Source organism: Wolbachia endosymbiont (group A) of Limnophora tigrina (genome assembly GCF_964263225.1).
GTDB lineage: Bacteria > Pseudomonadota > Alphaproteobacteria > Rickettsiales > Anaplasmataceae > Wolbachia.
This window is the reverse complement of sequence record NZ_OZ181654.1, coordinates 20,890-44,366: the sequence shown is the minus strand read 5'-3', so window position 1 is coordinate 44,366 and position 23,477 is coordinate 20,890. Positions and strand designations below refer to the sequence as shown.

At 33.8% G+C, this 23,477-nt stretch carries 16 protein-coding genes and 3 pseudogenes; 10 read left to right on the top strand and 9 right to left on the bottom strand.

Annotated features, from left to right (window positions below):
* Positions 1-26 precede the first annotated feature (26 nt).
* The gene (locus ACE38P_RS00220) at positions 27-320 is read right to left on the bottom strand and encodes a hypothetical protein (protein ID WP_063631247.1); all 294 of its coding nucleotides are present in this window, start codon (positions 318-320) and stop codon (positions 27-29) included.
* A gap of 523 nt (positions 321-843) precedes the next feature.
* On the opposite strand from ACE38P_RS00220, the gene ACE38P_RS00215 reads away from it, so the two are divergent.
* Both ACE38P_RS00215 and ACE38P_RS00210 read left to right on the top strand, forming a co-directional pair.
* On the top strand, positions 844-2,301 hold the full coding sequence (locus tag ACE38P_RS00215) for an IS4 family transposase (protein ID WP_374699293.1): 1,458 nt from the start codon (positions 844-846) through the stop codon (positions 2,299-2,301).
* A gap of 6 nt (positions 2,302-2,307) precedes the next feature.
* A pseudogene (locus ACE38P_RS00210) lies at positions 2,308-2,475 on the top strand (IS630 family transposase); the annotation flags it as partial.
* Positions 2,476-2,891: 416 nt separating this feature from the next.
* Here the strand turns inward: ACE38P_RS00210 and ACE38P_RS00205 are convergent.
* Positions 2,892-5,153 (bottom strand): hypothetical protein, encoded by a 2,262-nt coding sequence (locus tag ACE38P_RS00205; protein WP_374699297.1) that lies wholly within the window; start codon positions 5,151-5,153, stop codon positions 2,892-2,894.
* Between the two features lie 435 nt (positions 5,154-5,588).
* Here ACE38P_RS00205 and ACE38P_RS00200 point away from each other — a divergent pair, with 435 nt between their 5' ends.
* The gene (locus ACE38P_RS00200) at positions 5,589-6,020 is read left to right on the top strand and encodes a hypothetical protein (RefSeq protein WP_064085636.1); all 432 of its coding nucleotides are present in this window, start codon (positions 5,589-5,591) and stop codon (positions 6,018-6,020) included.
* Between the two features lie 347 nt (positions 6,021-6,367).
* The gene (ccmA, locus tag ACE38P_RS00195) at positions 6,368-6,991 is read left to right on the top strand and encodes a heme ABC exporter ATP-binding protein CcmA (RefSeq protein ID WP_064085635.1); all 624 of its coding nucleotides are present in this window, start codon (positions 6,368-6,370) and stop codon (positions 6,989-6,991) included.
* A gap of 62 nt (positions 6,992-7,053) precedes the next feature.
* Here ccmA and argS read toward each other — a convergent pair whose 3' ends face one another.
* The 3 genes from argS to ACE38P_RS00180 form a co-directional block, all read right to left on the bottom strand.
* A complete protein-coding gene (argS, locus tag ACE38P_RS00190) occupies positions 7,054-8,760 on the bottom strand; it encodes an arginine--tRNA ligase (RefSeq protein WP_374699296.1) in 1,707 nt (568 codons plus the stop codon).
* A 179-nt stretch (positions 8,761-8,939) separates the two neighbouring features.
* Positions 8,940-9,524 carry a hypothetical protein gene (locus ACE38P_RS00185; protein ID WP_374699295.1) on the bottom strand — a complete coding sequence of 195 codons (585 nt, stop codon included), beginning with the start codon at positions 9,522-9,524 and terminating at the stop codon, positions 8,940-8,942.
* Between the two features lie 259 nt (positions 9,525-9,783).
* Complete coding sequence (locus ACE38P_RS00180) at positions 9,784-10,167, bottom strand: hypothetical protein (RefSeq protein ID WP_374699294.1); 384 nt, start codon at positions 10,165-10,167, stop codon at positions 9,784-9,786.
* A gap of 178 nt (positions 10,168-10,345) precedes the next feature.
* Here ACE38P_RS00180 and ACE38P_RS00175 point away from each other — a divergent pair.
* A pseudogene (locus ACE38P_RS00175) lies at positions 10,346-11,066 on the top strand (IS630 family transposase); the annotation flags it as partial.
* Positions 11,067-11,074: 8 nt separating this feature from the next.
* On the opposite strand, the gene ACE38P_RS00170 reads toward ACE38P_RS00175, so the two are convergent.
* Positions 11,075-12,532, bottom strand: coding sequence for an IS4 family transposase (locus ACE38P_RS00170; RefSeq protein WP_374699293.1), 1,458 nt, complete (start codon positions 12,530-12,532; stop codon positions 11,075-11,077).
* A 61-nt stretch (positions 12,533-12,593) separates the two neighbouring features.
* Between ACE38P_RS00170 and ACE38P_RS00165 the strand changes: the two are divergent.
* Positions 12,594-12,692 (top strand): annotated as a pseudogene (locus ACE38P_RS00165) (IS630 family transposase); the annotation flags it as partial.
* A gap of 653 nt (positions 12,693-13,345) precedes the next feature.
* On the opposite strand, the gene ACE38P_RS00160 reads toward ACE38P_RS00165, so the two are convergent.
* Both ACE38P_RS00160 and ubiE read right to left on the bottom strand, forming a co-directional pair.
* Positions 13,346-15,046, bottom strand: coding sequence for an ABC transporter ATP-binding protein (locus tag ACE38P_RS00160; protein ID WP_374699292.1), 1,701 nt, complete (start codon positions 15,044-15,046; stop codon positions 13,346-13,348).
* Between the two features lie 182 nt (positions 15,047-15,228).
* Positions 15,229-15,927, bottom strand: a complete 699-nt coding sequence (gene ubiE / locus ACE38P_RS00155) for a bifunctional demethylmenaquinone methyltransferase/2-methoxy-6-polyprenyl-1,4-benzoquinol methylase UbiE (RefSeq protein WP_264375475.1) — start codon at positions 15,925-15,927, stop codon at positions 15,229-15,231.
* A 149-nt stretch (positions 15,928-16,076) separates the two neighbouring features.
* Between ubiE and ACE38P_RS00150 the strand changes: the two genes are divergently transcribed.
* On the top strand, positions 16,077-17,231 hold the full coding sequence (locus ACE38P_RS00150; protein WP_264375474.1) for a Bcr/CflA family efflux MFS transporter: 1,155 nt from the start codon (positions 16,077-16,079) through the stop codon (positions 17,229-17,231).
* A gap of 78 nt (positions 17,232-17,309) precedes the next feature.
* On the top strand, positions 17,310-19,220 hold the full coding sequence (locus ACE38P_RS00145; RefSeq protein WP_374699291.1) for an ankyrin repeat domain-containing protein: 1,911 nt from the start codon (positions 17,310-17,312) through the stop codon (positions 19,218-19,220).
* On the opposite strand, the gene ACE38P_RS00140 is transcribed toward ACE38P_RS00145, so the two are convergent.
* Positions 19,149-20,861, bottom strand: coding sequence for a recombinase family protein (locus ACE38P_RS00140; protein ID WP_374699290.1), 1,713 nt, complete (start codon positions 20,859-20,861; stop codon positions 19,149-19,151). The two genes, ACE38P_RS00145 and ACE38P_RS00140, sit on opposite strands and share 72 nt — an antisense overlap.
* 342 nt (positions 20,862-21,203) lie before the next feature.
* Here ACE38P_RS00140 and ACE38P_RS00135 point away from each other — a divergent pair, with 342 nt between their 5' ends.
* Both ACE38P_RS00135 and ACE38P_RS00130 read left to right on the top strand, forming a co-directional pair.
* On the top strand, positions 21,204-22,400 hold the full coding sequence (locus ACE38P_RS00135; RefSeq protein ID WP_374699289.1) for a hypothetical protein: 1,197 nt from the start codon (positions 21,204-21,206) through the stop codon (positions 22,398-22,400).
* Positions 22,366-23,475, top strand: a complete 1,110-nt coding sequence (locus ACE38P_RS00130; protein ID WP_374699288.1) for a hypothetical protein — start codon at positions 22,366-22,368, stop codon at positions 23,473-23,475. Before ACE38P_RS00135 ends, ACE38P_RS00130 begins: the two co-directional genes overlap by 35 nt.
* Positions 23,476-23,477: the final 2 nt, after the last annotated feature.

Below are 23,477 nucleotides of genomic sequence, written 5' to 3'. Positions count from 1 at the left end.
CTTAATATTAAATTGCAGCAGCAACTCTATCGTACAAGTATATTGAGAAGAGAACGTATTAACGCTGTTTCTCCTTTTTTATTGATCAAGTTTACTAAGCCAGATTTTAGTAGATTGACATTCTGAGAATGAATGTTATTGAAAGTGGAGTTTATTTCTTTAGCAAGTAGACTGCGAAATTTCTGCACACTTTCATATGCGATATTTTCAAGTTCATGTGCAAACTTATCTTGAGCTACAGCTGATATGTCTTCAACTTTCTCATTGAACTCTTCTAGCTTTCTTTCCTTACCTTTAAAATTTTTCGTAAAAGTTTTCATATTAATTGGCCTCAACTATTCTTGTAATTATAATGACAATAAAAAGACTACCGAAGTAAAAAATTAGCACTACAATACTGCAAACAACAGCAGCACACCAAACCGGTTCACTTTATAGCGTAAATTCAAGTATGTCATTCAAGTAGCCCTTTTTTGTCATCCCAGTGCCCAGACACTGAGATCTAAGTTGCTCACAAGCAAACTAGCATAGAAAGGTGGTACAACGTTTTCGATGAGATTGCAGAAAGGCTGGATTCCAGCATCAAGTGCTGGAATAACACCCTCTATATAAACGTTAAGAAATTTACTAATAAAAAAAGGCAAAAGCGTTAGCTAGTTGTTACTCTCTCATCCTAAAAACTCACTTTTACCCACAAATAAAAAAGTGAGTAAAATGGATACCAAATAAATTTGGGATTAAAATGAGTGAAGTAAGTACAAATGTGCAATATACTGATGGCCTCACTTTTACCCACAAATAAAAAAGTGAGTAAAATGGATACCAAATAAATTTGGGATTAAAATGAGTGAAGTAAGTACAAATGTGCAATATACTGATGGCTTAGGGGATAAATGGCTGGAAAGAGAGTTAAAACACGTTAATTTAGGAGATACAAGACTTAATAAGAGACTTATTAAAACAGGCTATTGTATAGAGGGTAAGGCGTCTGGATCAATTAATCAAAGCTGTAGTGGATGGAAAGAAGCTAAGGGTGCATACAGATTATTTAGCAATGAAAAGCTTAAGGATAAGGAAATTTATTCTTCCCATTACAAAGAAACTATGGAGAGAATGAAAGGAAATCAGTTTGTTTTTTCAGTTCAAGATACAAGTTATTTGGATTTTGACTCTCATATAAAAACTAAGAGGCTAGGTAGTATTTCTAAAGCTTATACGAAGCATAAAATGGGTTTACTGTTGCACAGTGCCTTAATAGTCAGCAAAGACGGATTGCCTTTAGGTCTATCTTCTCAACAATGTTGGGCACGTTCTATTAGGGAAAAAGAAACGTCACAAGAAAAAGCAAACAGGAAATACCGTACCTCCATAGAAGAAAAAGAAAGTTATAAGTGGATAACAGCTCTCAAAGAAAGCATAAACAACCTTCCTGCAAATGTACAACTTGTTACCCTTGGTGATAGAGAGGCAGATATCTTCAAATTTTTATGGATCACTGAGACATTAGGTAGTTTTTATGTAATCCGTAATCGAACTAATAGAAGATTTATCTGTACTGAAATTGGAAAAACAGATTTGCAAACACGCATCACTCAACTGCCAGTAAAGAAGAAAATTTCTCTAGAAGTTAATAAAGGTGGAAACCAAAGATCAAGGAAAGCTAATATTGAAGTTAAGTATATGAAAGGCTATATACCTATCAGATCTTCTTCAATTTATGGATCAAAAGACACAGTGCATAAAATAAGTGATAAAATCCCTGTATATGTGGTAAGTGCAAAAGAAACAAATCCTCCTGAAGGATTGGAAGCTATTGATTGGACTTTGCTGACTAATGTACCAGTTAATAGCACTTTAGATGCTATAGAAAGGATAAATTGGTATAAGCTAAGATGGAAAATTGAGGAGTATTTCAGGGTTTTAAAATCAGGATGTAAAATAGAAAGCTCTCGTTTAACTACAAAGGAAAGGCTACAGAAATTAATTGCTATAAAGAGCATTATTGCATTTAAAATTTTATATTTAACAAAAGTCGCTTTATCAAATCCCATGGAAACCTGTACTAAAATTTTAAGCAACGAAGAGTGGAAGGCCCTTTTCATACGTGAGCATAAAGTAGCTACATTGCCAGAAGAACCTCCAAACATAAAACAAGCTATTATTTGGTTAGGAAAATTAGGTGGATTTATGAATAGAAAAAGTGATAATTTACCAGGGGCTATGACTCTATGGCGGGGCTATGAAAATCTTAAGGAGAGCATAGTTATGCTTCACATCATGACCTCTCAAAATTGTGGGTAAAAGTGAGAACTGAACCCAGTAGAGAGGTTTTGGCAATATATAAAACAGAACATTTTACGCAACAAAATCTATGATACTATCGGTCTACTTGAAGATGTTTTATGTAATTTTATTGTTAGTCTTTCCCCTGCTACGGTTAAACAAGTTTGTAATATTCCTTATTTGTTCGTCTAGTAAGTGGAGTTGGTATTACTTCTCGGTTTGACACAGTTTATTTAACACTCCCCCGTTGCAGAAAAGTTTACTCAAAAGGGAGCTTCTTATTGATACTTCTCAACGTTCTGTTCAACAAACTAGAACTTCCATATTTAAACACGTAGAAATTAGATTTCTTGCACTACTGGAATTTAAAGAGTTCCAGCGCGTAACGCTGGAATCTAGATTTTCTTGCTAAATCCCAGCTGGGATGACGCTTAGTTATGCAAGAAATCTATTTTTTATCATAAATAACTTAAATATTATATTATAAACTCTGCTAAATTTATTCTCACAACAAAAACTTCTTCTCTACTTTTTTTTGAGTAAGGTCACCAATTCTATTTTTCTAAAAAAGTGTTTTCTGAGCTGAAAAGCCCAGAAAACATTTAGTCTTATATAAAATTAGTATCATCAGAAACAGGATTATCTTCATAGTAAGGACTCGCTCTTTGCATATCATCAAAAACAGTTTTTAACAGTACTTCCTTATCAGTATCCCATGCAACTTTCTTCATGATTGGAATATAATCCTTACACTTTTGGTCATTTCCACAGTCCTTGATTTTACCATTAGCCTTTAGATAAGGCTTTAATAAATTATAGTGTATTTGAGTGTTATTGCCCTCTTTATCTATCATTTGTCCTGAGTTATTAACAAGTATCAATGGTGCAACTTGTTTTGCTTTCATAACATTTATTTCACCGAACTCTTTAACGAGATCAGGACATGATTCTCTAGAAAAAAAATTCTTGTTGCATTCTTTAGTAGCATAGTAGTCGTTAGAGTAGCAGAAACTCTTAATCCCTTCTTCTTGACACGCTAACTCTTGTGGACTATTAATGCATTTATCACATTTTATATCACTAAAGTAGCCTATTGAACTAAGAGTATCAGTAAAGGCAAATTTAAAATTTACTGCACCATAACCACCCTCTGCTCCCTTTTCTATATATGGTGCAATTTTAGGATTACCGTACATCTCAGAATACAAATTCTTTAATAAATCAGATGTATTAAAACCTTGATAACCTATCTTTCCATTTTCTCCATAAAAACGAGCATAAGATCCACAAATTTCTTCCTTGCTACAATCTGGGGTTATTTTTTGAGACGTAATTTCTCTATTTTCATCCCTTCCTCCATTAGTAACAGGTTTGACTACATTAGTTTCATCTCCTCCTCCATTAGTAACAGGTTTGACTACATTAGTTTCATCTCCTCCTCCATTAGTAACAGGTTTGACTACATTAGTTCCACCTCCTCCATTGGGACAAGGTTTATCTGTACCACTTCCTTTCTCTTTTTTACATTCTTCAGCTTCTTTTTTATACCACTCAGTCTCTGCTTTTGCCGTGTCAATTTTACACTGTATAAGTTCTTCTTTATCACTTCCTTTCTCTTTTTTACATTCTTCAGCTGCTTTTTTATACCACTCAGTCTCTGCTTTTGCCATGTCAATTTTATACTGCATAAGTTCTTCTTTTACCTTGTCAATTTTACACCGCATAACTTCTTCTCTCTCTTGTCCAATTTCGCACCTCAAAGCTTCTATTCTTGCTTGCTCAGCTTCCAATTTTGCTTGCTTAGCTTCCAATTTTGCTTGCTTAGCTTCTAATTTTGCTTGTTTAGCTTCTGCTTGAGCATCATCATACTTTGCCTGATTAATTGCCTGTTCAGAGCCTTCTTTCATCTTCTCAGCATCTTTTTTACACTGTATTAACTCATCTTTTGCTTCCTTAGCTTCATTCTTAGTTTGTTCTACCTTCTCCCTTTCTTTTTGAACCTGTAATTTTAACTCATCAACTTTTGCCTCAGTTTCATTCTTAGTTTGTTCTACCTTCCCTTTCTCTTCTTGAACCTGTAATTTTAACTCATCAACTTTTGCCTCAGCTTCATTCTTAGTTTGTTCTACCTTCTCTCTTTCTTCTTGAACCTGTAATTTTAACTTATCAACTTCTGCCTTTGCTTCATTCTTAGTTTGTTCTACCTTCTCTCTTTCTTCTTGAACCTGTAATTTTAACTTATCAACTTTTGCCTTTGCTTCATTCTTAGTTTGTTCTACCTTCTCTCTTTCTTCTTGAACCTGTAATTTTAACTTATCAACTTCTGCTTTTGCTTCATTCTTAGTTTGTTCTACCTTCTCTCTTTCTTCTTGAAACTGTAATTTTAACTTATCAACTTCTGCTTTTGCTTCATTCTTAGTTTGTTCTACCTTCTCTCTTTCTTCTTGAACCTGTAATTTTAACTTATCAACTTCTGCTTTTGCTTCATTCTTAGTTTGTTCTACCTTCTCTCTTTCTTCTTGAACCTGTAATTTTAACTTATCAACTTTTGCCTCAGCTTCATTCTTAGTTTGTTCTACCTTCTCTCTTTCTTCTTGAACCTGTGACTTTAATTCACTAGCTTCTGCTTCTAATTTTGTAATTTCTCTTTGTGATTCCACAGCATCTTTTTTACACTGTATTAACTTATCTTTTGCCTTCTTAGTTTCATCTCTACAGTCACGAAGTAAATCTTCTTCTAATTTATCATCCTCTTTTCCCGCAACCTGATCTCCTAGATTTTCGACTTGCTCACCCTCTTCATCATAAAAAAGTTTGTTGGCATATAAATTACTATTATCAACTTGATCGCTATAGATATTGTTTGACATTGTGACCTCCTATATAGTCAAAACTGGAATTAAATTAGAGTATAAAAGCTAGGAATTCAACATGGGTAAAAGAAACCACAGCTCAGGAAATCTAAGGTTAACTCAGAAATTATTATAAGCCAAAATGATTAAAAATTTTATAACTTATATTGTAGATCTAGCATGATAACCAACAATTAGATTTTCTTCAATTTCCACCTTACTCACCAGCTTGACACAGTCCATCTTTATTCATTAGAGAGCCGTGATTCCTCTACTCTCCAATGATTAACACTTGTCAGTTTTGAGTGTAGTAGTTGATAGCCTGTACGTAAATACGTTGCTTTTGTCCTTTAGAAATTTTTAGTCTACTATCTTTATCCAGAAAAAAATTGTAAAATTTCTATAGTTATGGTATAATTGTAAATACCGCTTGCCAATAAGCTGAGTATAAAAATGCCGTTCGGACAAATCATTACATATAGCACGATATTACTTACTATAATTGCAGTATTTCTCTTTTTGAGAAAAATATACAAAAATCATATTAGAAAAATTATATTTCCTCTAAAAGTTCTCAAAGAAGAGTGGGAAGAAAATAGAAGATTTAATGAATTGTATCAAAAAAATAAGCAAAAAGAGTTGATGAAACAACAGGAAATGCTAAGGGAGAAACAAAAGAATATGCAAGTTTACAAAGAAGATCTAGAAATAGTTGATATAGCAAAACCGTTAGGTAAATGGACAAAGATGGTTATGATGGGTAATAGTTTAATGAAACATTTTGCACAATTGATACACAGAGAAGGTGATAAGAAAGGATTTTGGGAGCTATTTATAAAAGCTCAGTCTTCAACTAAGGGTAAATATAAAGGAAAAGGCAGATGACGTATCCGTTGTATAACCTGCTTTCTGGCATTAAACTTCTTAAGTGTTATAGTCAGTCAAGTATAAGGGTGTCATCCCAGTGCTTGACACTGGGATCCAGCTCTTCATGTAATCTAGTTAAAAATATTAATTTTAACATAAAGCAACTACTTTTATGCCAACCAGCTCAGCGTGCTTACTTAAAATTCCTGGATCCCAGTGTCAAGCACTGGGATGACACCATCTGCTACCTACAAACCCAATGTTCGTACAGTTGTATGTCAAACACTGACTGTTTGTTGTGCAAGCTATCCAATGTTCATACACTGAAGTGTTTAGGCTCCAAGTTCTCTTTAAAGGTCCAATAGATGCTTGAATGTAAAAATCTATCCTGTGCTCGTAATAACAAAGTATTATTTAAAAACCTCAATTTTAAAGCTGAGCCAAAATCAAAAATCTTAATCACTGGTCCAAATGGTAGCGGCAAAACCAGCTTAATCAGAAGTTTATCTGGACTCTTACCGCCAGTATCAGGCAATATAAGATACTGCGGAAAAGACATATATGATGATCCAAAATCCTTTATATCTTCCATGGTTTACGTAGGACATAAAAACGCCTGTAAAGATAGTTTAACAATTGGTGAAAACATAGAATTCTGGGCAAGAATACGGAACACTAGAGAATCAGTTATGGCAGCTGCTTATTGTTTAGAGTTGCAGCCTGTATTTAACATTAGATATGGTGAACTTTCTGCAGGCTGGAAAAGAAGAGTTGCGCTTGCTCGCCTTTTAATTTCTAATGCAAACATTTGGCTGATAGATGAACCATTCTGTAATCTTGATAGCACAACATGTGAATTAGTATTGAACCTAATCTCAATACGCTCTGAGCAGAACGGTACAGTAATTATTACAGGACATAGCTCTACAGAACAATTGTGTGACTTCAAGACAATCGACATACGTGATTTTAACAGACCTCTTGTATAATTTTTGGCCTTATTGTACTTACATCAATAATTTATTATCACATTTAATATTACGCATTAAAATTAACTCATCTCTTTCAAAGGCTCTATATTAAAAATCGAAAGTCCAGAAGCAATGACGTGTGCTAAGGCTTGGACGAGAAACATTCTTGCAGCGGTGAAATTTAAGTTATTCTCCAGTATAAAACGCATATTTAAATCACTTTTGCCATATCCCCATAAAACGTGAAACGCTTCTGCAACTTCAAGTAAGTAGAAAGTGATTCTGTGTGGCTCACAAAGCCTTGCAGATATTTCTACCACATCTGGCCACTTTGCTAAGGTTTTTATGAGGAATAGCTCCCCATCTGTCTTTAAAAGTGAAGGGTCTGCTGTTGGGAGCTCTTTTGGAGCATTACGCATTAACGAATGAGCACGGGCGTGCGCATATTGCACATAAAAAATAGGGTTGTCTTTTGACTGTTCTTTAACTTTAGCAAAATCAAAGTCCAAGACCATATCATTCTTGCGTGTTAACATTATAAAACGAGTTATATCCCTGCCAACCTCTTCCACTACATCCCTAGCTGTAAGAAAATTTCCTGATCTTTTCGACATCTTAACAGGTTTGCCATTTTCGAAGAAATTCACAATATTATGCAGTTTTACCTCTATCTTTGCTTGATCATCACTGAGCGCAGAGACAACTGCTCTAAGCCTTTTAATATAACCGCCATGGTCACTGCCGAGCTCTACGATCATATTGTTAAAACCACGTGATATCTTATCAAAATGGTAAGCAATATCCGATGCAAAATAAGTCCAGCTACCATCCTCTTTTTTTAGTGCGCGATCAACATCATCACCAAATGCTGTAGAGCGAAATAACATTTCTTTTCTGGAAGTCCAACTTTCACTTTCTTTGCCTTTTGGTTTCTCCAAGTATCCTTCATACACAAGACCCTTGTCAGATAATATCTTTATACTCTCTTCGATTTTGCCATTTTTTTGTAGCTCATACTCTGAAGTAAAGACATCATGACTTACTCCAAGTAAGTTCATGTCTTCCTTTATTATCTCTAAAATGGAACTTAAAGTATACTCTCTAATTATTTGATTATCCTCCTCTTCTCTAAGCTCCTTGCCATATTTTTTAGCTAGCCCCTTCCCTATTGGCTTTAAATATTCACCTGGGTATAAACCTTTTTCGATGCTAATTTTCTCTCCCAGAGCTTCCTTATACCGCAAATATACTGACCGAATTAGCGTATCTATCTGCGCTCCAGCATCATTGATATAGTACTCCTTAGTAACTTTATAACCAACTTTCTTTAGCAAATTTGCTAAAACATCACCAAACACTGCCCCTCTTGCATGACCAATATGTAGTGGCCCAGTTGGATTTGCGGATACAAACTCAACATTGATGGCCTGATTGTTTCCAATGTTGAGAGTGCCAAACTCCGTTTTTAGCTCATTTATTTGCTTTAAAATCCCATGCCATACTTCCATTTTCAAGTGCATATTGATGAACCCAGGACCTGCTATTTCCACTTTTGCAACTTCATCAAAAGATTTAAATTCTTCTGCTAAGATCCCTGCAATCTCAACTGGATTCTTTTTTTCATGCTTTGCAAGCACCATAGCAACATTTGTGTAAATATCTCCATGCGCTCTATTGCTCGGAGGTTCTACAATAAAGTTTGTTGCATTCGTACTTATAACACCCCTTTGCTTCAACTTATTTAATTTGCTAGAAATTAGAGAGGAAACCTGCTTGAAAATGTTCATTTATTATACTGCTAAAATCTATAGCAGTATAGTTGATAAATGGAAGGAGTTGAAGGGTTATCTTAACTATTTTACCTTCATTTTCTCTTTTGCTTTAACAGGCTGATGTAACACTTGATAGATTAAACTTAGACAGCAACTTTTCGTATATCATAGCATTATACTCTGAAACCATAAACTTAGATCAACATTAATTCAGAATAACCAAAGTCAAAAAACTCCGGATACCATATAATTCCAGGTAGTTCTATTTCCCAATCCCAAGTTGTATTCAGCATTACTGTGTTGCCATCGTCGCAAGTATTAAACCATGCTACGTCATGATTACTACAACATGAATCATAACAATCGTTGAAACACAAATTATAATAATACTTGCAGCATGGGTGTAGTTTACACTCATCTACGGTAGGTTTTACCTTATTTCCTTCATCTACAGTAGGTTTTACCTTATTTCCTTCATCTACGGTAGGTTTTACCTTATTTCCTTCATCTACGGTAGGTTTTACCTTATTTCCTTCATCTACGGTAGTTTTTTCCTCATCTTTTTTATCTACGGTAGTTTTTTCCTCATCTTTTTTATCTACGGTAGTTTTTTCCTCATCTTCTTTATCTACGGTAGTTTTTTCCTCATCTTTTTTATCTACTTCATCTGCGTTAAGTTTTTCCCTATCTTCTTCATATTGAACAGCATTCGTTAGATTATCAGTAACACTAGTATATGTTTTATTATCATACTGGTTATTAAGATTATACTTTAACATAAAAATCTCCCATACAATTAGAGTTATATATAAAATTATTAATAGAACAAGGTAAAAAATTACACGCCGAATTAGTTATTAATAAAGCTCTAAATCTATAGATATAAGGGCATAATACATACCCCATATCCATAGTATAAATTGTTATGTTATTACCATATCACATCAGTGCTATACCTATCGTCGCATTATGATTTCAGCACATAGTATCCCTACAAGTCCTTCACACCTTTTACACCCTCACTAAGTTTTATCGCCTTCAAAATAAATCGTTGTGCTCTGGAGCTAATTTTGCAACTGTATCAGTTCCTATCCCAGTTCTTGTTCCGCAACCACAACATGGTACATTTAACACTACTGTGTTACCAGAATCGTGAGCATGATACCATGATGCTGTTGTACCATGACCATAACCGTGATTATTACCGTAGCATGGGTCATAACCATGTTTACAATGTGAGTTATAATCATAGTGGTATGGAGTACAATGATGCTTGAAAAACGGGTCTTGACTGTGACATAAACGAGTAGTATGACAATGCTCATCTTTATCAGGAATGCATATTGATTTACAGCCTGGAAAAGAAGTTTTGGTATTATGAGAACAAACGTTTTTTGGAGATGAAGTGTGATAGTGAGTCATAAATATCCTTTAAAAAATAACTATTAGACTATTATAGGATAAAATAATTAATAAATTTATAATCTTAATACTAAGATTGATATATTTAAAATTTCCTTTCCAGCCGTTATACAAGTATAGCTCTTTTCATAATAGTCCAAACGAGGTAAAATAAGGTTTTATAGTAGTGAAGGTAAGGATGCCAGCAGCATATAGTTATAAAAAAAGCAATGGAAGCACTAGAAGAAGGAGAAAGCAGGGAAACGGTGGCAGCAAGATTTAAAATTGGAAGAACTACGTTATGGGAGTGGCAGCAAAGAAGAAAAGAAACAGGAGATTTTCAGTCAAAAAAACTTGGAAATGGAGGTTATAATCACAAAATTACTGACTGGAATAAATTTACTGAATTTGCTAAAAAATATGGTGGTATCGGAAATGGCTAAGCTTTGGAGCAATGTTAGTATCCCAACGATCCATCGAGCTCTTAAAAAAATTGGACTCACACGCAAAAAAAGACATACGGATACAAAGAAAGAAACGAAGAAAAACGCGCTGAATTTTTGAAAATTATAGCAACAAAAGAACCTCAAAACTTAGTTTATATAGATGAGTCTGGACACCGAGTTATGGATATTGCCAGAAGGGACAGAGGTTTTATGCTCTAAAATCTGGTAAAAAAATTCAACGAATCAGTATGATTGCAGCCTTAAACGGCAGAAAAATAGTTGTTCCGTTAACATTTGAAGGCCACTGTAATATGGATATCTTTAATAAATGGTTTGAGCAGTTTCTGACACCGATTTTGAAACCTGGACAAACTGTTATCCTTGATAATGCTACTTTTCATAAGTCTAATAAGATTTGCTAAAGGAGTTGGCGCAGAAATTTTATATCTACCGCCTTATTCTCCCGATTTTAACACTCACTTTTACCCACAATTTTGAGAGGTCATGATGTGAAGCATAACTATGCTCTCCTTAAGATTTTCATAGCCCCGCCATAGAGTCATAGCCCCTGGTAAATTATCACTTTTTCTATTCATAAATCCACCTAATTTTCCTAACCAAATAATAGCTTGTTTTATGTTTGGAGGTTCTTCTGGCAATGTAGCTACTTTATGCTCACGTATGAAAAGGGCCTTCCACTCTTCGTTGCTTAAAATTTTAGTACAGGTTTCCATGGGATTTGATAAAGCGACTTTTGTTAAATATAAAATTTTAAATGCAATAATGCTCTTTATAGCAATTAATTTCTGTAGCCTTTCCTTTGTAGTTAAACGAGAGCTTTCTATTTTACATCCTGATTTTAAAACCCTGAAATACTCCTCAATTTTCCATCTTAGCTTATACCAATTTATCCTTTCTATAGCATCTAAAGTGCTATTAACTGGTACATTAGTCAGCAAAGTCCAATCAATAGCTTCCAATCCTTCAGGAGGATTTGTTTCTTTTGCACTTACCACATATACAGGGATTTTATCACTTATTTTATGCACTGTGTCTTTTGATCCATAAATTGAAGAAGATCTGATAGGTATATAGCCTTTCATATACTTAACTTCAATATTAGCTTTCCTTGATCTTTGGTTTCCACCTTTATTAACTTCTAGAGAAATTTTCTTCTTTACTGGCAGTTGAGTGATGCGTGTTTGCAAATCTGTTTTTCCAATTTCAGTACAGATAAATCTTCTATTAGTTCGATTACGGATTACATAAAAACTACCTAATGTCTCAGTGATCCATAAAAATTTGAAGATATCTGCCTCTCTATCACCAAGGGTAACAAGTTGTACATTTGCAGGAAGGTTGTTTATGCTTTCTTTGAGAGCTGTTATCCACTTATAACTTTCTTTTTCTTCTATGGAGGTACGGTATTTCCTGTTTGCTTTTTCTTGTGACGTTTCTTTTTCCCTAATAGAACGTGCCCAACATTGTTGAGAAGATAGACCTAAAGGCAATCCGTCTTTGCTGACTATTAAGGCACTGTGCAACAGTAAACCCATTTTATGCTTCGTATAAGCTTTAGAAATACTACCTAGCCTCTTAGTTTTTATATGAGAGTCAAAATCCAAATAACTTGTATCTTGAACTGAAAAAACAAACTGATTTCCTTTCATTCTCTCCATAGTTTCTTTGTAATGGGAAGAATAAATTTCCTTATCCTTAAGCTTTTCATTGCTAAATAATCTGTATGCACCCTTAGCTTCTTTCCATCCACTACAGCTTTGATTAATTGATCCAGACGCCTTACCCTCTATACAATAGCCTGTTTTAATAAGTCTCTTATTAAGTCTTGTATCTCCTAAATTAACGTGTTTTAACTCTCTTTCCAGCCATTTATCCCCTAAGCCATCAGTATATTGCACATTTGTACTTACTTCACTCATTTTAATCCCAAATTTATTTGGTATCCATTTTACTCACTTTTTTATTTGTGGGTAAAAGTGAGATTTTAACAAAATTGAGCATTATTGGTTTGCTATAAAAAACAGAGCTAGTCCTCTATTCACATCTTTTCGTCATGCTGTTGATTCCGCTTTTCTATAAGCTTTTCGGACTATTATGAAAAGAGCTATAATAGATATTAGAGCTTAGAAATTTTACTATGAGCAGAATAATGATAAGATTCCAAGAAGGAGCTGTCAGTAGTCAAACTAGTTGTGTTGCTGAAATAAATTTTGGTAGAACTGCTATGTCGCTGCAAATGAAAATCAAGCACCTGCTTATTATATTTTTAAGCAAAATGTGAAGCACATGGTAGACCATGTGCTCTTAGATGGCAGCACGTGCGTTTATGAATTGTTTAAAAACAATCTTCTAATAAAAAAAACCAAATCCATCACAAGGATTATGACATGTGTCATAATAGTTATGATGCGAGTTAAAATAATTATGGCAGGAATTAGTAGCACAAGGTACAAATGGAGGTGTACAAGCTTGTGCACAGTTCGATACTGGTACTGGTAAAGCTGCTGGTAAATTATAAGCCATTGGAGGTGTGCAAGCTTGTGCATAGTTCGATACTGGTAAAGCTGCTGGTAAATTATAAGCCGTAAATGGCAATTTTGGTAAATTACTGTAATTATAAACCATAATAATCCTTTGAAAAATACTATGATATTATTGTACTTTAAAATAATTAAAGATTTCATAACTTGATTGCTAAATCTAGCATGTTAACAACATTATGATTTAAATTTCTACCCTATCTTCGCCAATTTTGCATACAGCCCATCTTTACTCATTAGAGAATCATGAGTTCCTACTTCTTCTACTTTCCCGCAATTAATCACTATAATCTTGTCAGTTTTGAGTGCGGTTGATAGCCTGTGCGTAATTATAATTGTTGTTCTGTTTTGCATTAACTTGCTAAGTGCTTTTTGCACTAGGTTCTCACTTTTATAATCAAGAGCAGAGGTTGCTTCATCCAGTATTAAAACCTGAGGATTTTTCAGTATTGCTCTTGCTATTATAATACGTTGCTTTTGTCCTTCGGAAAGCTTTAGTCCTCTTTTTCCTACAAATGTATCAAATTTATCAGGCAGATTATCAATAAATTCCATCGCATAAGCGCTGATAGCTGCTTGCCTGACTTCCTCATATTCAGCACACGGTTTGCCGTATAGTATATTTTCCATTATTGAGCAAGAAAATATCATGTGATCTTGTGGTACTAAGCCAAACAGCGATCTTAGATCATTTAGCGCAATTGTCTTAATATTCTGTCCATCGATAGTAATACTGCCTTCACTTGGATCGTGAAAACGGAGCAGAAGCTTTAAAATGGTGCTCTTGCCACTGCCAGATGGTCCAACAATTGATACTGATTGGCCTGCCTCTATAGAAAATGATACGTTATTTAATGCTGGCTTATCAGCATAAAAAAATGTTACATCGTTAAACGCAATTTCTTTTTGAATACTATTAATTCTTATAGGATTTTCGCCATTTACTATAGAGCTTTTCATGTTCGTAAACTCAAACAAACGCTCTACAATTCCAAGACCTCGTTGTAGGTCACTGACGTTATCGCTCAAATTATTTATAGCTCCTGCCGCAAGCGCTGAATAAAACACAAATGAGGAGAGTTCTCCAATGGTCATATTATTACTTAAGACTTCTTTTATTCCAAAAAAAAGCAAAATAACTAGCGAACCTATCACACACGTGATAACTAGAGTTACTAAAATAGCACGCAAGAGTACTAATTTTACGTATGATTTTGATACTGAGTTTAGATGTTTCTGAAAACGAATTTTTTCATTTTCTTCTAGTACAAATGATTTAATGGTTACTATAGATCTAAAATTTTCCTCACTAAATGATGCAAGCTCACTTAATTTATCCTGAGCAAAGCGTGCATAATTGCGAACTTTTTTTCCAAGTGAAGTCATGATAATGAGCAGTATGGGTATTATTGCAGCTGCATATGCGGTTAAATGTAGATTTGTATATAATAACATGGCAACACTGCCAATTAATATTACAAAATTTCGCAATATGGTGAGTAGGCTGCTATTTATTATTGATTGCAGCGCAGAGGTATCAGTAATGAGTGCTGAGATAACATCTTGTACGCCTGTGTTTTCAAAGAAACTTGGTTGCAAGTCAGTGATACTGCTATATAAGTCGTATCTGATTCTTGCGATAACTTTTTCGCTGCCAACGCCAATGAAATATAACCGAATAAATGCAGTGAAAGAAATGCCTAAAACTATCAGTATTGAAACTACGAGCTTGGTAGTAAAGTTATGCTCTGCGCCAGAATCAATTATGTTGCTTAAGCCCCTACCAAAAAGAAGAATCGTTAAAGCTGAAAATAGAACTGCAATAAAAGCTACGGTAAAATAATGTAGATTAGGTTTTATATAATAAAATAACTGCTTAATGTTAGATCGCATTTTATTTTTAAGTTAATTATATAGATTTTAGCTTCAGGAAAAAGTTACAATATTAGTTTACAGTGTACTTCGTTAGAGCAATACGTTCAAGAAACTTTAGCTTGATTTCTACTGAAGGAAAAACGCTGCGAAATTACAGAAAGTTAGCAAAAAAAACTACTGAATAGACCAGAGTTTAATATTCATTTTGTTCCAATATGTAATGCTACTATTCCATAGCTCATATTATAGAACTCAACATTCTTAAAGCCTATCTCTTCAATTTCCATTTTAAAATTAGTTTGAGTTGGAAATTCTCTGATGCTTTTCACTAAATATTCATAAGAACCCTTATCTTTAGCAACTATGCTACCAATTTTAGGAATTACTTTAAATGAGTATAAGTCATAAAATTTGGTGAATATCTCATTTTGATAATGCATAGGGGCAAATTCCAAGCAGACAAATTGTCCATTTTGCTTCAATACCCTATATGCTTCACTTAAAGCCTTTTTACGGTCAGAAAAGTTTCGAATACCAAAAGCTACTGTATAATAATCAAATTCAGAATCTTCAAATGGTAAGCTCTCTGCATTTGCACATACCCAATTGAAATTTAGCTGATTTGAATTTATTGCTTTATCACGCCCTTTGTCCAGCATGTTTTGATTTATATCACATACTGTAACTTGAGCACTTGGTTCACCTCTTGCTATTCTTATAGCTATATCTCCGGTTCCTCCAGCAATATCCAAAACCTTGGAGTTCTTTTTAAAATGCACACTACTTACCATCTTCTCTTTCCATAGCCTGTGCATTCCAAGACTCATTATATCATTCATGATGTCGTAGCAATTTGCTACAGAATCGAAAACCTCTTTAACTAGTTGTGATTTATCCATATTTTATATAGAGATTGCTTACATAATTATTTTAAACTTTAGCAGTTAAATTAATATACTAATGAGAAAAATATACTACAATTAAACATATTTAATCCAGTAAATCATTAGTGTCGACAGCTTTTTCACAAAATATCATCTCTCTTATTATGATATTATCTGTAGCAGTTGTTGATATGGCAACAGACTTATACTCAGTTGCATTGCCAAGTATTGCCAACTATTTTAAGGTGAAAGGTAATATAGCGCAGCTTACGATCAGTTTAAATTTAGTAGGAGTTGCAATATCTGGATTAATTTATGGCCCACTGTCAGACTATTATGGTAGGCGCCTAATAATGCTGATTGGTATGACAATTTTTACTTTGGCAAGTATTGTATGTTGCATAGCTGATAATATTATACTTTTAATATTAATCCGGTTTATACAAGGAGCTGGAGCTGGTGTTGCAGGCGTTGTCGGATATGCAGCAATCAGAGATATGTACTCAGGTAGTGAATACTCAAGAGTAATCTCAAAGTTAAATATGGTAGTAGCGCTTTCACCTGGAATAGCTCCAGTAATAGGCAGTTATATGATTTCACATGGATATAGTTGGAAATTTTTGTTTTTTATCATATCATTTGCAGCAATTGTTATGCTCATTTTTATTTACTTGAAGCTGCAAGAAACGCTCACTGTAAATAAAAATCAAACCAACATAGCCATCAATATCTTCAAGCAATATATATCAATATTCAGGAATTATCGTTTTCTTGGGTTTTCAGCCATTCATGGATTAACTTTCATTTGGCTTTGGGCATATATTGCTAACTATCCATTCATATTTGAATCAATGGGCGTTAAAGTACAATATTTTGGCTATCTTATATCAATCATAGTTATATTTTACATAATTGGAACTTTAATTAACAGAAGGTACGTACCAAAAATAGGAGTGAGCAAGATGCTAATCATAGGTTTGGTATTACCAATAATATCTGATGGTTTATTGGTATATTTTTATTTCATGAACAAATTGAACGTACTTATTCTTCAAGTTCTTTGGATTCCGAGCAATATAGGGCTTGCACTCGTAATCAGCAATAACGTAACTTCTGCTTTAGAAACGGTCAAAAGTATAGGGCTTGGTAGTGCAGTTCTCTCATTTTGCAATATGATGTTTGGGGCTATTGGAATATACATAGTAGGAAAATTCTTTTCTTATGGCATTTTACCAAATTTACTATTAACAGTTGTATGTTCTATAATTGCAATTCTTATATATAGTTTACTTAAATATACTGAAAAACACGAAGGATAATCATTATTTCTACAACCCAGATTTCATGAATTATTAATTACCTTACTATAGTAATGCAATTTTATAGAGAAGTGTTAAATGGATTATTTAATCAGAGATATAGATGCTGCTTTACTTGATGCTGCTAAAAGAGGTGATCTTAATGAAGCAAAGCGCCTAATAATTGAAGAAGCTGATGTTAATGCATATGATGGATCTCAAGGTAATTCTCTATATTGGGCTGTTAAAAATAATCATTCTGATATAGCAAAAGTTCTATTAGATAATGGAGCAGATTTTATTGCTTATGACTCTTCTCGAGAACGCCACGTGTTAAATAAATACGAAGAAGTAAAAGCTGAGCATTGTAAGGTTTCTCTACATCTGGCTGCCAGACTTGGCGACTTGAAAGCAGTAGAAGACCTATTAAAGAAAGAAGCAAATGTTAATACAAAAAATGATAAAGGACAGACTCCTTTAGATTTAGCTAAGACAGAAGAAATAAAAAATCTATTACAAAGCATAAAAGATGCCAATGACAAATTGCTTGAAGCTGCTAAAAGCGGTAATATTGATGATGTAGAAAATCTGTTAAATAGAGAAGAAAAAGTACAGGTTAACGCAGAAAATAAATTTGAAGAGACCCCTCTACACTTATCTGCTCAAAATGGACATAAAGACGTAGTGGAATTTCTACTCAGCAAAGGAGCAAAAATTGATGCAAAAAATGAATTTGAAGAGACTCCTCTACATTTGGCTGCTCAAAATGGACATAAAGGTGTAGTAGAATTTCTATTCAGTAAAGGAGCAAAGGTTGATGCACAAAGTGATGATCTAAGCACCCCTTTACATTTTGCTGCTAAATATGGACATAAAGACGTAGTAGAATTTCTACTCAGCAAAGGAGCAAAGGTTGATGTAAAAAATGAATTTGAAGAGACTCCTCTGCATTTTGCTGCTAAAAGTAGATATAAAGATACAGAAAGGATAGTAGAATTTCTACTTGATAAAGGAGCAGACGTTAATGCACAAAATAATGCAGGAGAAACCCCTTTACATTTAATTCTTCAAAAAATAGACCTAGATATAGATACAGATAAATTCTACACTCTACTGAACAAAAAAGGCATCAATGTTAATCTAACAGATAAAAATAAAGAGACTCCTTTGCATTTTTTTTTAAAAAAGAAAGCGATGGAGATACCTGAATTGGACGATCTACTGAAAGTAGAAAGTATCAATGTTAATTTACAAAATATAGATGGAAAGACTCCTTTACACCTGGTAATTGAAAAAAACAACTGGAATACATTACCTAATGTATCGTGGAGCCGTGAAAAGATGGTCGATATTCTAATAGAAATGAAGGCAAATGTTAATGCAGTAGATAAGGATGAGAGGACTCCTTTACATTGGGCTGCAGGATATGGTAGAAAAGAGATAGTAAAAGCTCTAATAAACGCAGAAGTAAATGTTAACGCAGTAGATAAGGATAAGAGGACTCCTTTACATTGGGCTGCAAACTATGATAGAAAAGAGATAGTAGAAGCTCTAATAAACGCAGAAGCAAATGTTAATGCACAAGATAAATATGGAAAGACTCCTTTAGATTTAGCTAGCACAGAAGAAATAAAAACTCTATTACTAAAACCCCCCAAAAAAATTGATGACAGTATAGCATCAAAAGATAATGAAGTAGGTCAAGAGGAAGATGCTGGACAAGAAGGTAATGTCCAACCAAGTTTACAAGAACAAAAGGAGATCAGTGCAAAAAAAGAAAGTGATGTAAAAATTGAAGCTGCTGATAATGGACATTCTATTGACAGCTCTTTTTTTGATAATTTGCTTAATATAATTATGAAGCCCTTTTCTTTAATTGCATCATTTTTTGGTGGGTTTTTTTCATGGTTGTTTGGGTCTGACACTGACAAATCTACATCACAAACCGATGCTAGATGCGAAGGAGAGAGTAGTAATTGCGATTACGATGCAACGAGAATAGATGAGTAGGATAACGCAAGAGATCTCTACAAGGAAGGGTGTCATCCCAGTGTCTGTACAACTAGTACAACATTGCATAATTCTATTATGCCCATTTTGATCAAAATTTGCAAGACTTTTTATGCGAAATACTATGTATAAGTGGTTGTGGTTGATTTCAATTTGATGAATTAACATTCTAATAATATTTTGTTTAGTCTGCCAATCTACTAGATCAAGTTTTGATTCGATGCTTGAGGAAAAGGTTTTCAAGCTATCTGTAACAAGGCTCAATTCTTGTTGTAATTTTTTTTGATCGAGTGTTCTTTCTTTCTCTTCTTCAATTTCTTTCAAATGCTGTTTCATTGTTGTAATTCTTGGCTCAAATTCTTCTTGGCTTATAAACCCTTTGGCATAGCTATCAATAAATTTTTTTATACTTAACCTTAGCTTACTTTCTTGCTTTTCACGTGTTTGATTATGTAGAGGTTTTTTGTTCTCTGACAATCTACGTTGATATTCATTTGCAATCCTATCTGGCTCTTTTAATATACTCTTAACTTCTTCCCATATAACTGTATCAAGTACATCAGTACGTATTGCTTTATTGTCACATACTCTGTTGCCATTAAATCTGCAGCCAGAACAACGGTAGTAAGAATACCGCTTATTTCTACTATATGCACCACAATAAGTATATTGGCAACGCTGACATACTGTTAAACTTCGCAACAAAAACGTTTCTTTTCTTTCTCGGGCTCTTGCCCTTTGTCTATTTTCAGTTAGCTGTACTTGCACTAAATCAAATAAATTATCATTGATTATTCTTGGCACTGGAACGTAAACCCAGTTCTCTTTATCATTACTAAAATGACCATTTTTAAGTTTACCACAAGTTCCTTTTTTTGATTTCCTTACCTGCGGCCTCGAGCATGCTTTAGTTTTACCATACGCTGCTCGTCCTATATAAGCAGGATTTCTTAACATTTTCCAGATAGTACTTCTTTTCCAACGTTCTTTTCCTGTTTGTGTTATTACCGGTATCTCACTAAGTCTACGTACAACTTCATTGATGCTTACTCTTTCTTGACCAACCCAATTAAATATTTTGTGCACTACATCTGCTTCTTCTTGATTAATTTCAAACTGAGCACTTCCTTCACCTACATGTTTTGCTATGTAGCGATAACCATAAGGTGCATTACTCATTACGCTTATACGGCCAGTTTTAGCTGCATGAAGTTTTCCTCTGCGATTACGTTCCATAATTTTTGCACGTTCATACTCTGCTACTAATCCTTGAATCCCTAAAAACATATTAGATTCTGGATTATCCTCAAATTTATGATTTAAGAAAATAACCTCTGACCCTGCTTTTCTAAACTCTTCGAGTAAGAGCGCTTGGTATGCAGATTTACGTGATAACCGATCAGGTGAATGAATGTATATCTTATCAATCTTACCTTCTGCTACTCTATCACGTAAACTCTCTAAGCCAGGACGTTCTAAGTTTGATCCACTGTAGCCATTATCAACAAACCTGTGCTCATCTAATAACTCATGTTCATCACTACTAATGCGACGCTCCAATTCTACAATCTGACTCTCTATCGTATTCTCCTGTGCCTGTTGTCTTGATGAAACTCTTGCATACAAGCTTACCATTGTCATTTTCTTCTACCTCCTTAGTTCTACATTTCAATAATTGTTCATAAGCATTTGCCAAATATGTACCCGCTAACCTGTGAGGTTCATAACGGCAATTAATAGTTAATTCCCCTTTTTGCATGTTTTTCTTCCTGTGAATTTTCTGATAGGTTGGGAGAATTCTTATCACCAGCTAAAAGAAAACGTTTACCATTTTAAACTAAACCAATGCATACCTTATTTAAGGAAGCTATCTAGTTCACACAAATTCTCCCTAATTAAATATACAATATTTGAAAAAATTATGTCCAAAAAATCTTTGCTTGAATTGTCATGGTATGTATAATATAGCTTATTTAATCTATTATGAATGTTCATCCAAGTTATGAATTCTGGGAAAGCGACTTAGAAGTTCCTGTTAACCTTTTACTAGATCGTTTTCAGGATTCTAATGTACGTCAATCTTGGTTAGATTCCCTTTCTGGTAAACAACTGAGCATCATTTTTCAGCATTGCTTTAAAAGTTATTTGAATGGGGAGCTTTTTCAGGATGGAGGTTATGATCATAGATCCACTCAGCAAAAACGCAAGATACTTACCAGTTACTCTGACTCTCTTTTTAACTATTATCTCATTAGCTACTTTGATCGTACGAAACTTGAGGCTACAGTCAGTGAAGTAGCAAGATTTGCTCTCACTCAGGAATTAATGAGATCGTACCTGATAAAAAATAATACTAAGTATGATAAAAGATCCTTATTGTTTTTACTATTTCACATAAATTGTAAACTTTTAAAATCTGTTTATCACTTTGATAAAGTGCAAAAGAAAGGTTTCGTATCATTTGCTCTACAGAAATCACCAAGACAAATAAACACTTCATTTAAGGAATTTATGTCACCAGAAGCCGTAGAGCAGATACTTAGGAATGATAACCAATTGCAGGATTTTTTCCATCACCAAGATCGAATATATATGTTTGTACGGCGAGAAAGTGACATAGATTTACTGCTTAATTCAAACAAAGTTGTTCATGGTCATAAACCTGAGTGGATGATTTTAGATTTTTCCCTCGATGGTACACAGGTTAATCTCTGTGCTAAAAATACTAATAAAGCTGTGGAAATAGCAAATAGCATTGTAAGTGGGTATTTTGACTGCGAATGTACTTTTGTAAACATACAAGATAAGAACTTTCCACTACAAGTGCACAAATTTCTTCAAGCATGTATAGAGGGTTCTGACCCTCACATTTGTATATTTGAGTTAAATTTTAAGTCAGATTATTTTAAAAATAGTAATACATATCTTACTTTAAGTGTAAAGCCGTATGATCCTATTGCACCAGAGTTACATATTTTAAAGCCATCTGTTGGCAATATACTACAGTTTATTCAATCAGCTAAAGTAATGTTCCAAAATAAAAAGGTAACATTTTCTTTCAAATCAAGTGGGGAAATTTATTATTCAGAGCATCCGCTCAATAAAAAAGAAAGAGAGGAGCTAAAGAAACATATGGAACAATCCTATGGCCTTAAAATTCTTTCACGAGCAAATTGCTGATCTTTTAAGTTCAAATAGTTCTTGGGTTAATCCAAGTCAAAATCACATTAAAGCAGCAAGATACTTATTCGATCTTGGATTGATAAAAATGCAAGAAAGGTATTATATTGTTTGCTCTCGTGAAGAAGATTATCTTGATTGGCCAAATGTAGTTGATCCAAGTTGTAGTAATGAGATTTTCATCGATCCAGACTTTGATGAAGCATGTGATGACGCTATTTGTGAAAACTGCTCTCGTCATATTTTGCCTAATACTTATAAAAAACAGAGATTTCATCTCTTATCCATATACTTAAATACAGAGAGAATCGTAGACTGGTTTGAAACAAAGTTGAATGATTCAAGACTTATGTGGGAAAAAGTGGAAAAAGGAGTTTATTATATTTGTAATCAAGGTCGTATTGTAAATCTAATAATCCTTGATTTTTGTACTGATGCAATATTTCTAACTATAGATAAACTTAGAGTCCATCCGACAGTTCTCATTACTCTAAAAAAAGATATACCGAATCTATTATTGAGCCTATATGTAGTGCCAATAGTAGAACTGTTTTGTCAGTATAAGACTTTAACTGAGATATTTCAAGAAGCAGCTAAAAAGGGAGTACCAGAGGTAGTAGAAAATACTTCTTTGCAAGTTTTACCAGCTTCGTATATTTCGCTTAAACGTGTTGAACCAATTGTACCAACAAAGCTTTTGGAGTTACAAGTAGTTAAAGGTATGGTATATGTTAATAGTATTGAAGTTATAAATAAAAAAGCTGCATCATGTCTTAATATTTTTCGAATATTATTTAGGCAATTTTTACATGACTGCGAGAAAGAGTTACCACCTGAAAAACATACACTTCTCAATATTAATCAGTTAGAAAAACTCTTGGGACTTGGGTTAGAAGCAGATTTAGAACATCAAATCAGAAGACCATTAAATAAGATGCAAAAAATGATCAAAGCTACATTGGCTAAGGAATTAGGATTAAGTATTGAACGTAACGATGTAATACAAACACTTGGTTGGCAAAGATCATCACATGGTTATCGGGTTAACCCTTTTACTTTGACTATAAAAAAATAGAG

Bases quoted from the DNA above. Each gene is read 5' to 3' on its own strand.
- argS (WP_374699296.1), bottom strand. From the start codon at position 8,760: ATGAACATTTTCAAGCAGGTTTCCTCTCTAATTTCTAGCAAATTAAAT.
- ACE38P_RS00180 (WP_374699294.1), bottom strand. From the start codon at position 10,167: ATGACTCACTATCACACTTCATCTCCAAAAAACGTTTGTTCTCATAAT.
- ACE38P_RS00135 (WP_374699289.1), top strand. From the start codon at position 21,204: ATGAATGTTCATCCAAGTTATGAATTCTGGGAAAGCGACTTAGAAGTT.
- ACE38P_RS00145 (WP_374699291.1), top strand. From the start codon at position 17,310: ATGGATTATTTAATCAGAGATATAGATGCTGCTTTACTTGATGCTGCT.
- ACE38P_RS00130 (WP_374699288.1), top strand. From the start codon at position 22,366: ATGGCCTTAAAATTCTTTCACGAGCAAATTGCTGATCTTTTAAGTTCA.
- ubiE (WP_264375475.1), bottom strand. From the start codon at position 15,927: ATGGATAAATCACAACTAGTTAAAGAGGTTTTCGATTCTGTAGCAAAT.
- ACE38P_RS00200 (WP_064085636.1), top strand. From the start codon at position 5,589: ATGCCGTTCGGACAAATCATTACATATAGCACGATATTACTTACTATA.
- ACE38P_RS00185 (WP_374699295.1), bottom strand. From the start codon at position 9,524: ATGTTAAAGTATAATCTTAATAACCAGTATGATAATAAAACATATACT.
- ACE38P_RS00170 (WP_374699293.1), bottom strand. From the start codon at position 12,532: ATGAGTGAAGTAAGTACAAATGTGCAATATACTGATGGCTTAGGGGAT.
- ccmA (WP_064085635.1), top strand. From the start codon at position 6,368: ATGCTTGAATGTAAAAATCTATCCTGTGCTCGTAATAACAAAGTATTA.
- ACE38P_RS00215 (WP_374699293.1), top strand. From the start codon at position 844: ATGAGTGAAGTAAGTACAAATGTGCAATATACTGATGGCTTAGGGGAT.
- ACE38P_RS00205 (WP_374699297.1), bottom strand. From the start codon at position 5,153: ATGTCAAACAATATCTATAGCGATCAAGTTGATAATAGTAATTTATAT.
- ACE38P_RS00220 (WP_063631247.1), bottom strand. From the start codon at position 320: ATGAAAACTTTTACGAAAAATTTTAAAGGTAAGGAAAGAAAGCTAGAA.
- ACE38P_RS00140 (WP_374699290.1), bottom strand. From the start codon at position 20,861: ATGACAATGGTAAGCTTGTATGCAAGAGTTTCATCAAGACAACAGGCA.
- ACE38P_RS00160 (WP_374699292.1), bottom strand. From the start codon at position 15,046: ATGCGATCTAACATTAAGCAGTTATTTTATTATATAAAACCTAATCTA.
- ACE38P_RS00150 (WP_264375474.1), top strand. From the start codon at position 16,077: ATGATATTATCTGTAGCAGTTGTTGATATGGCAACAGACTTATACTCA.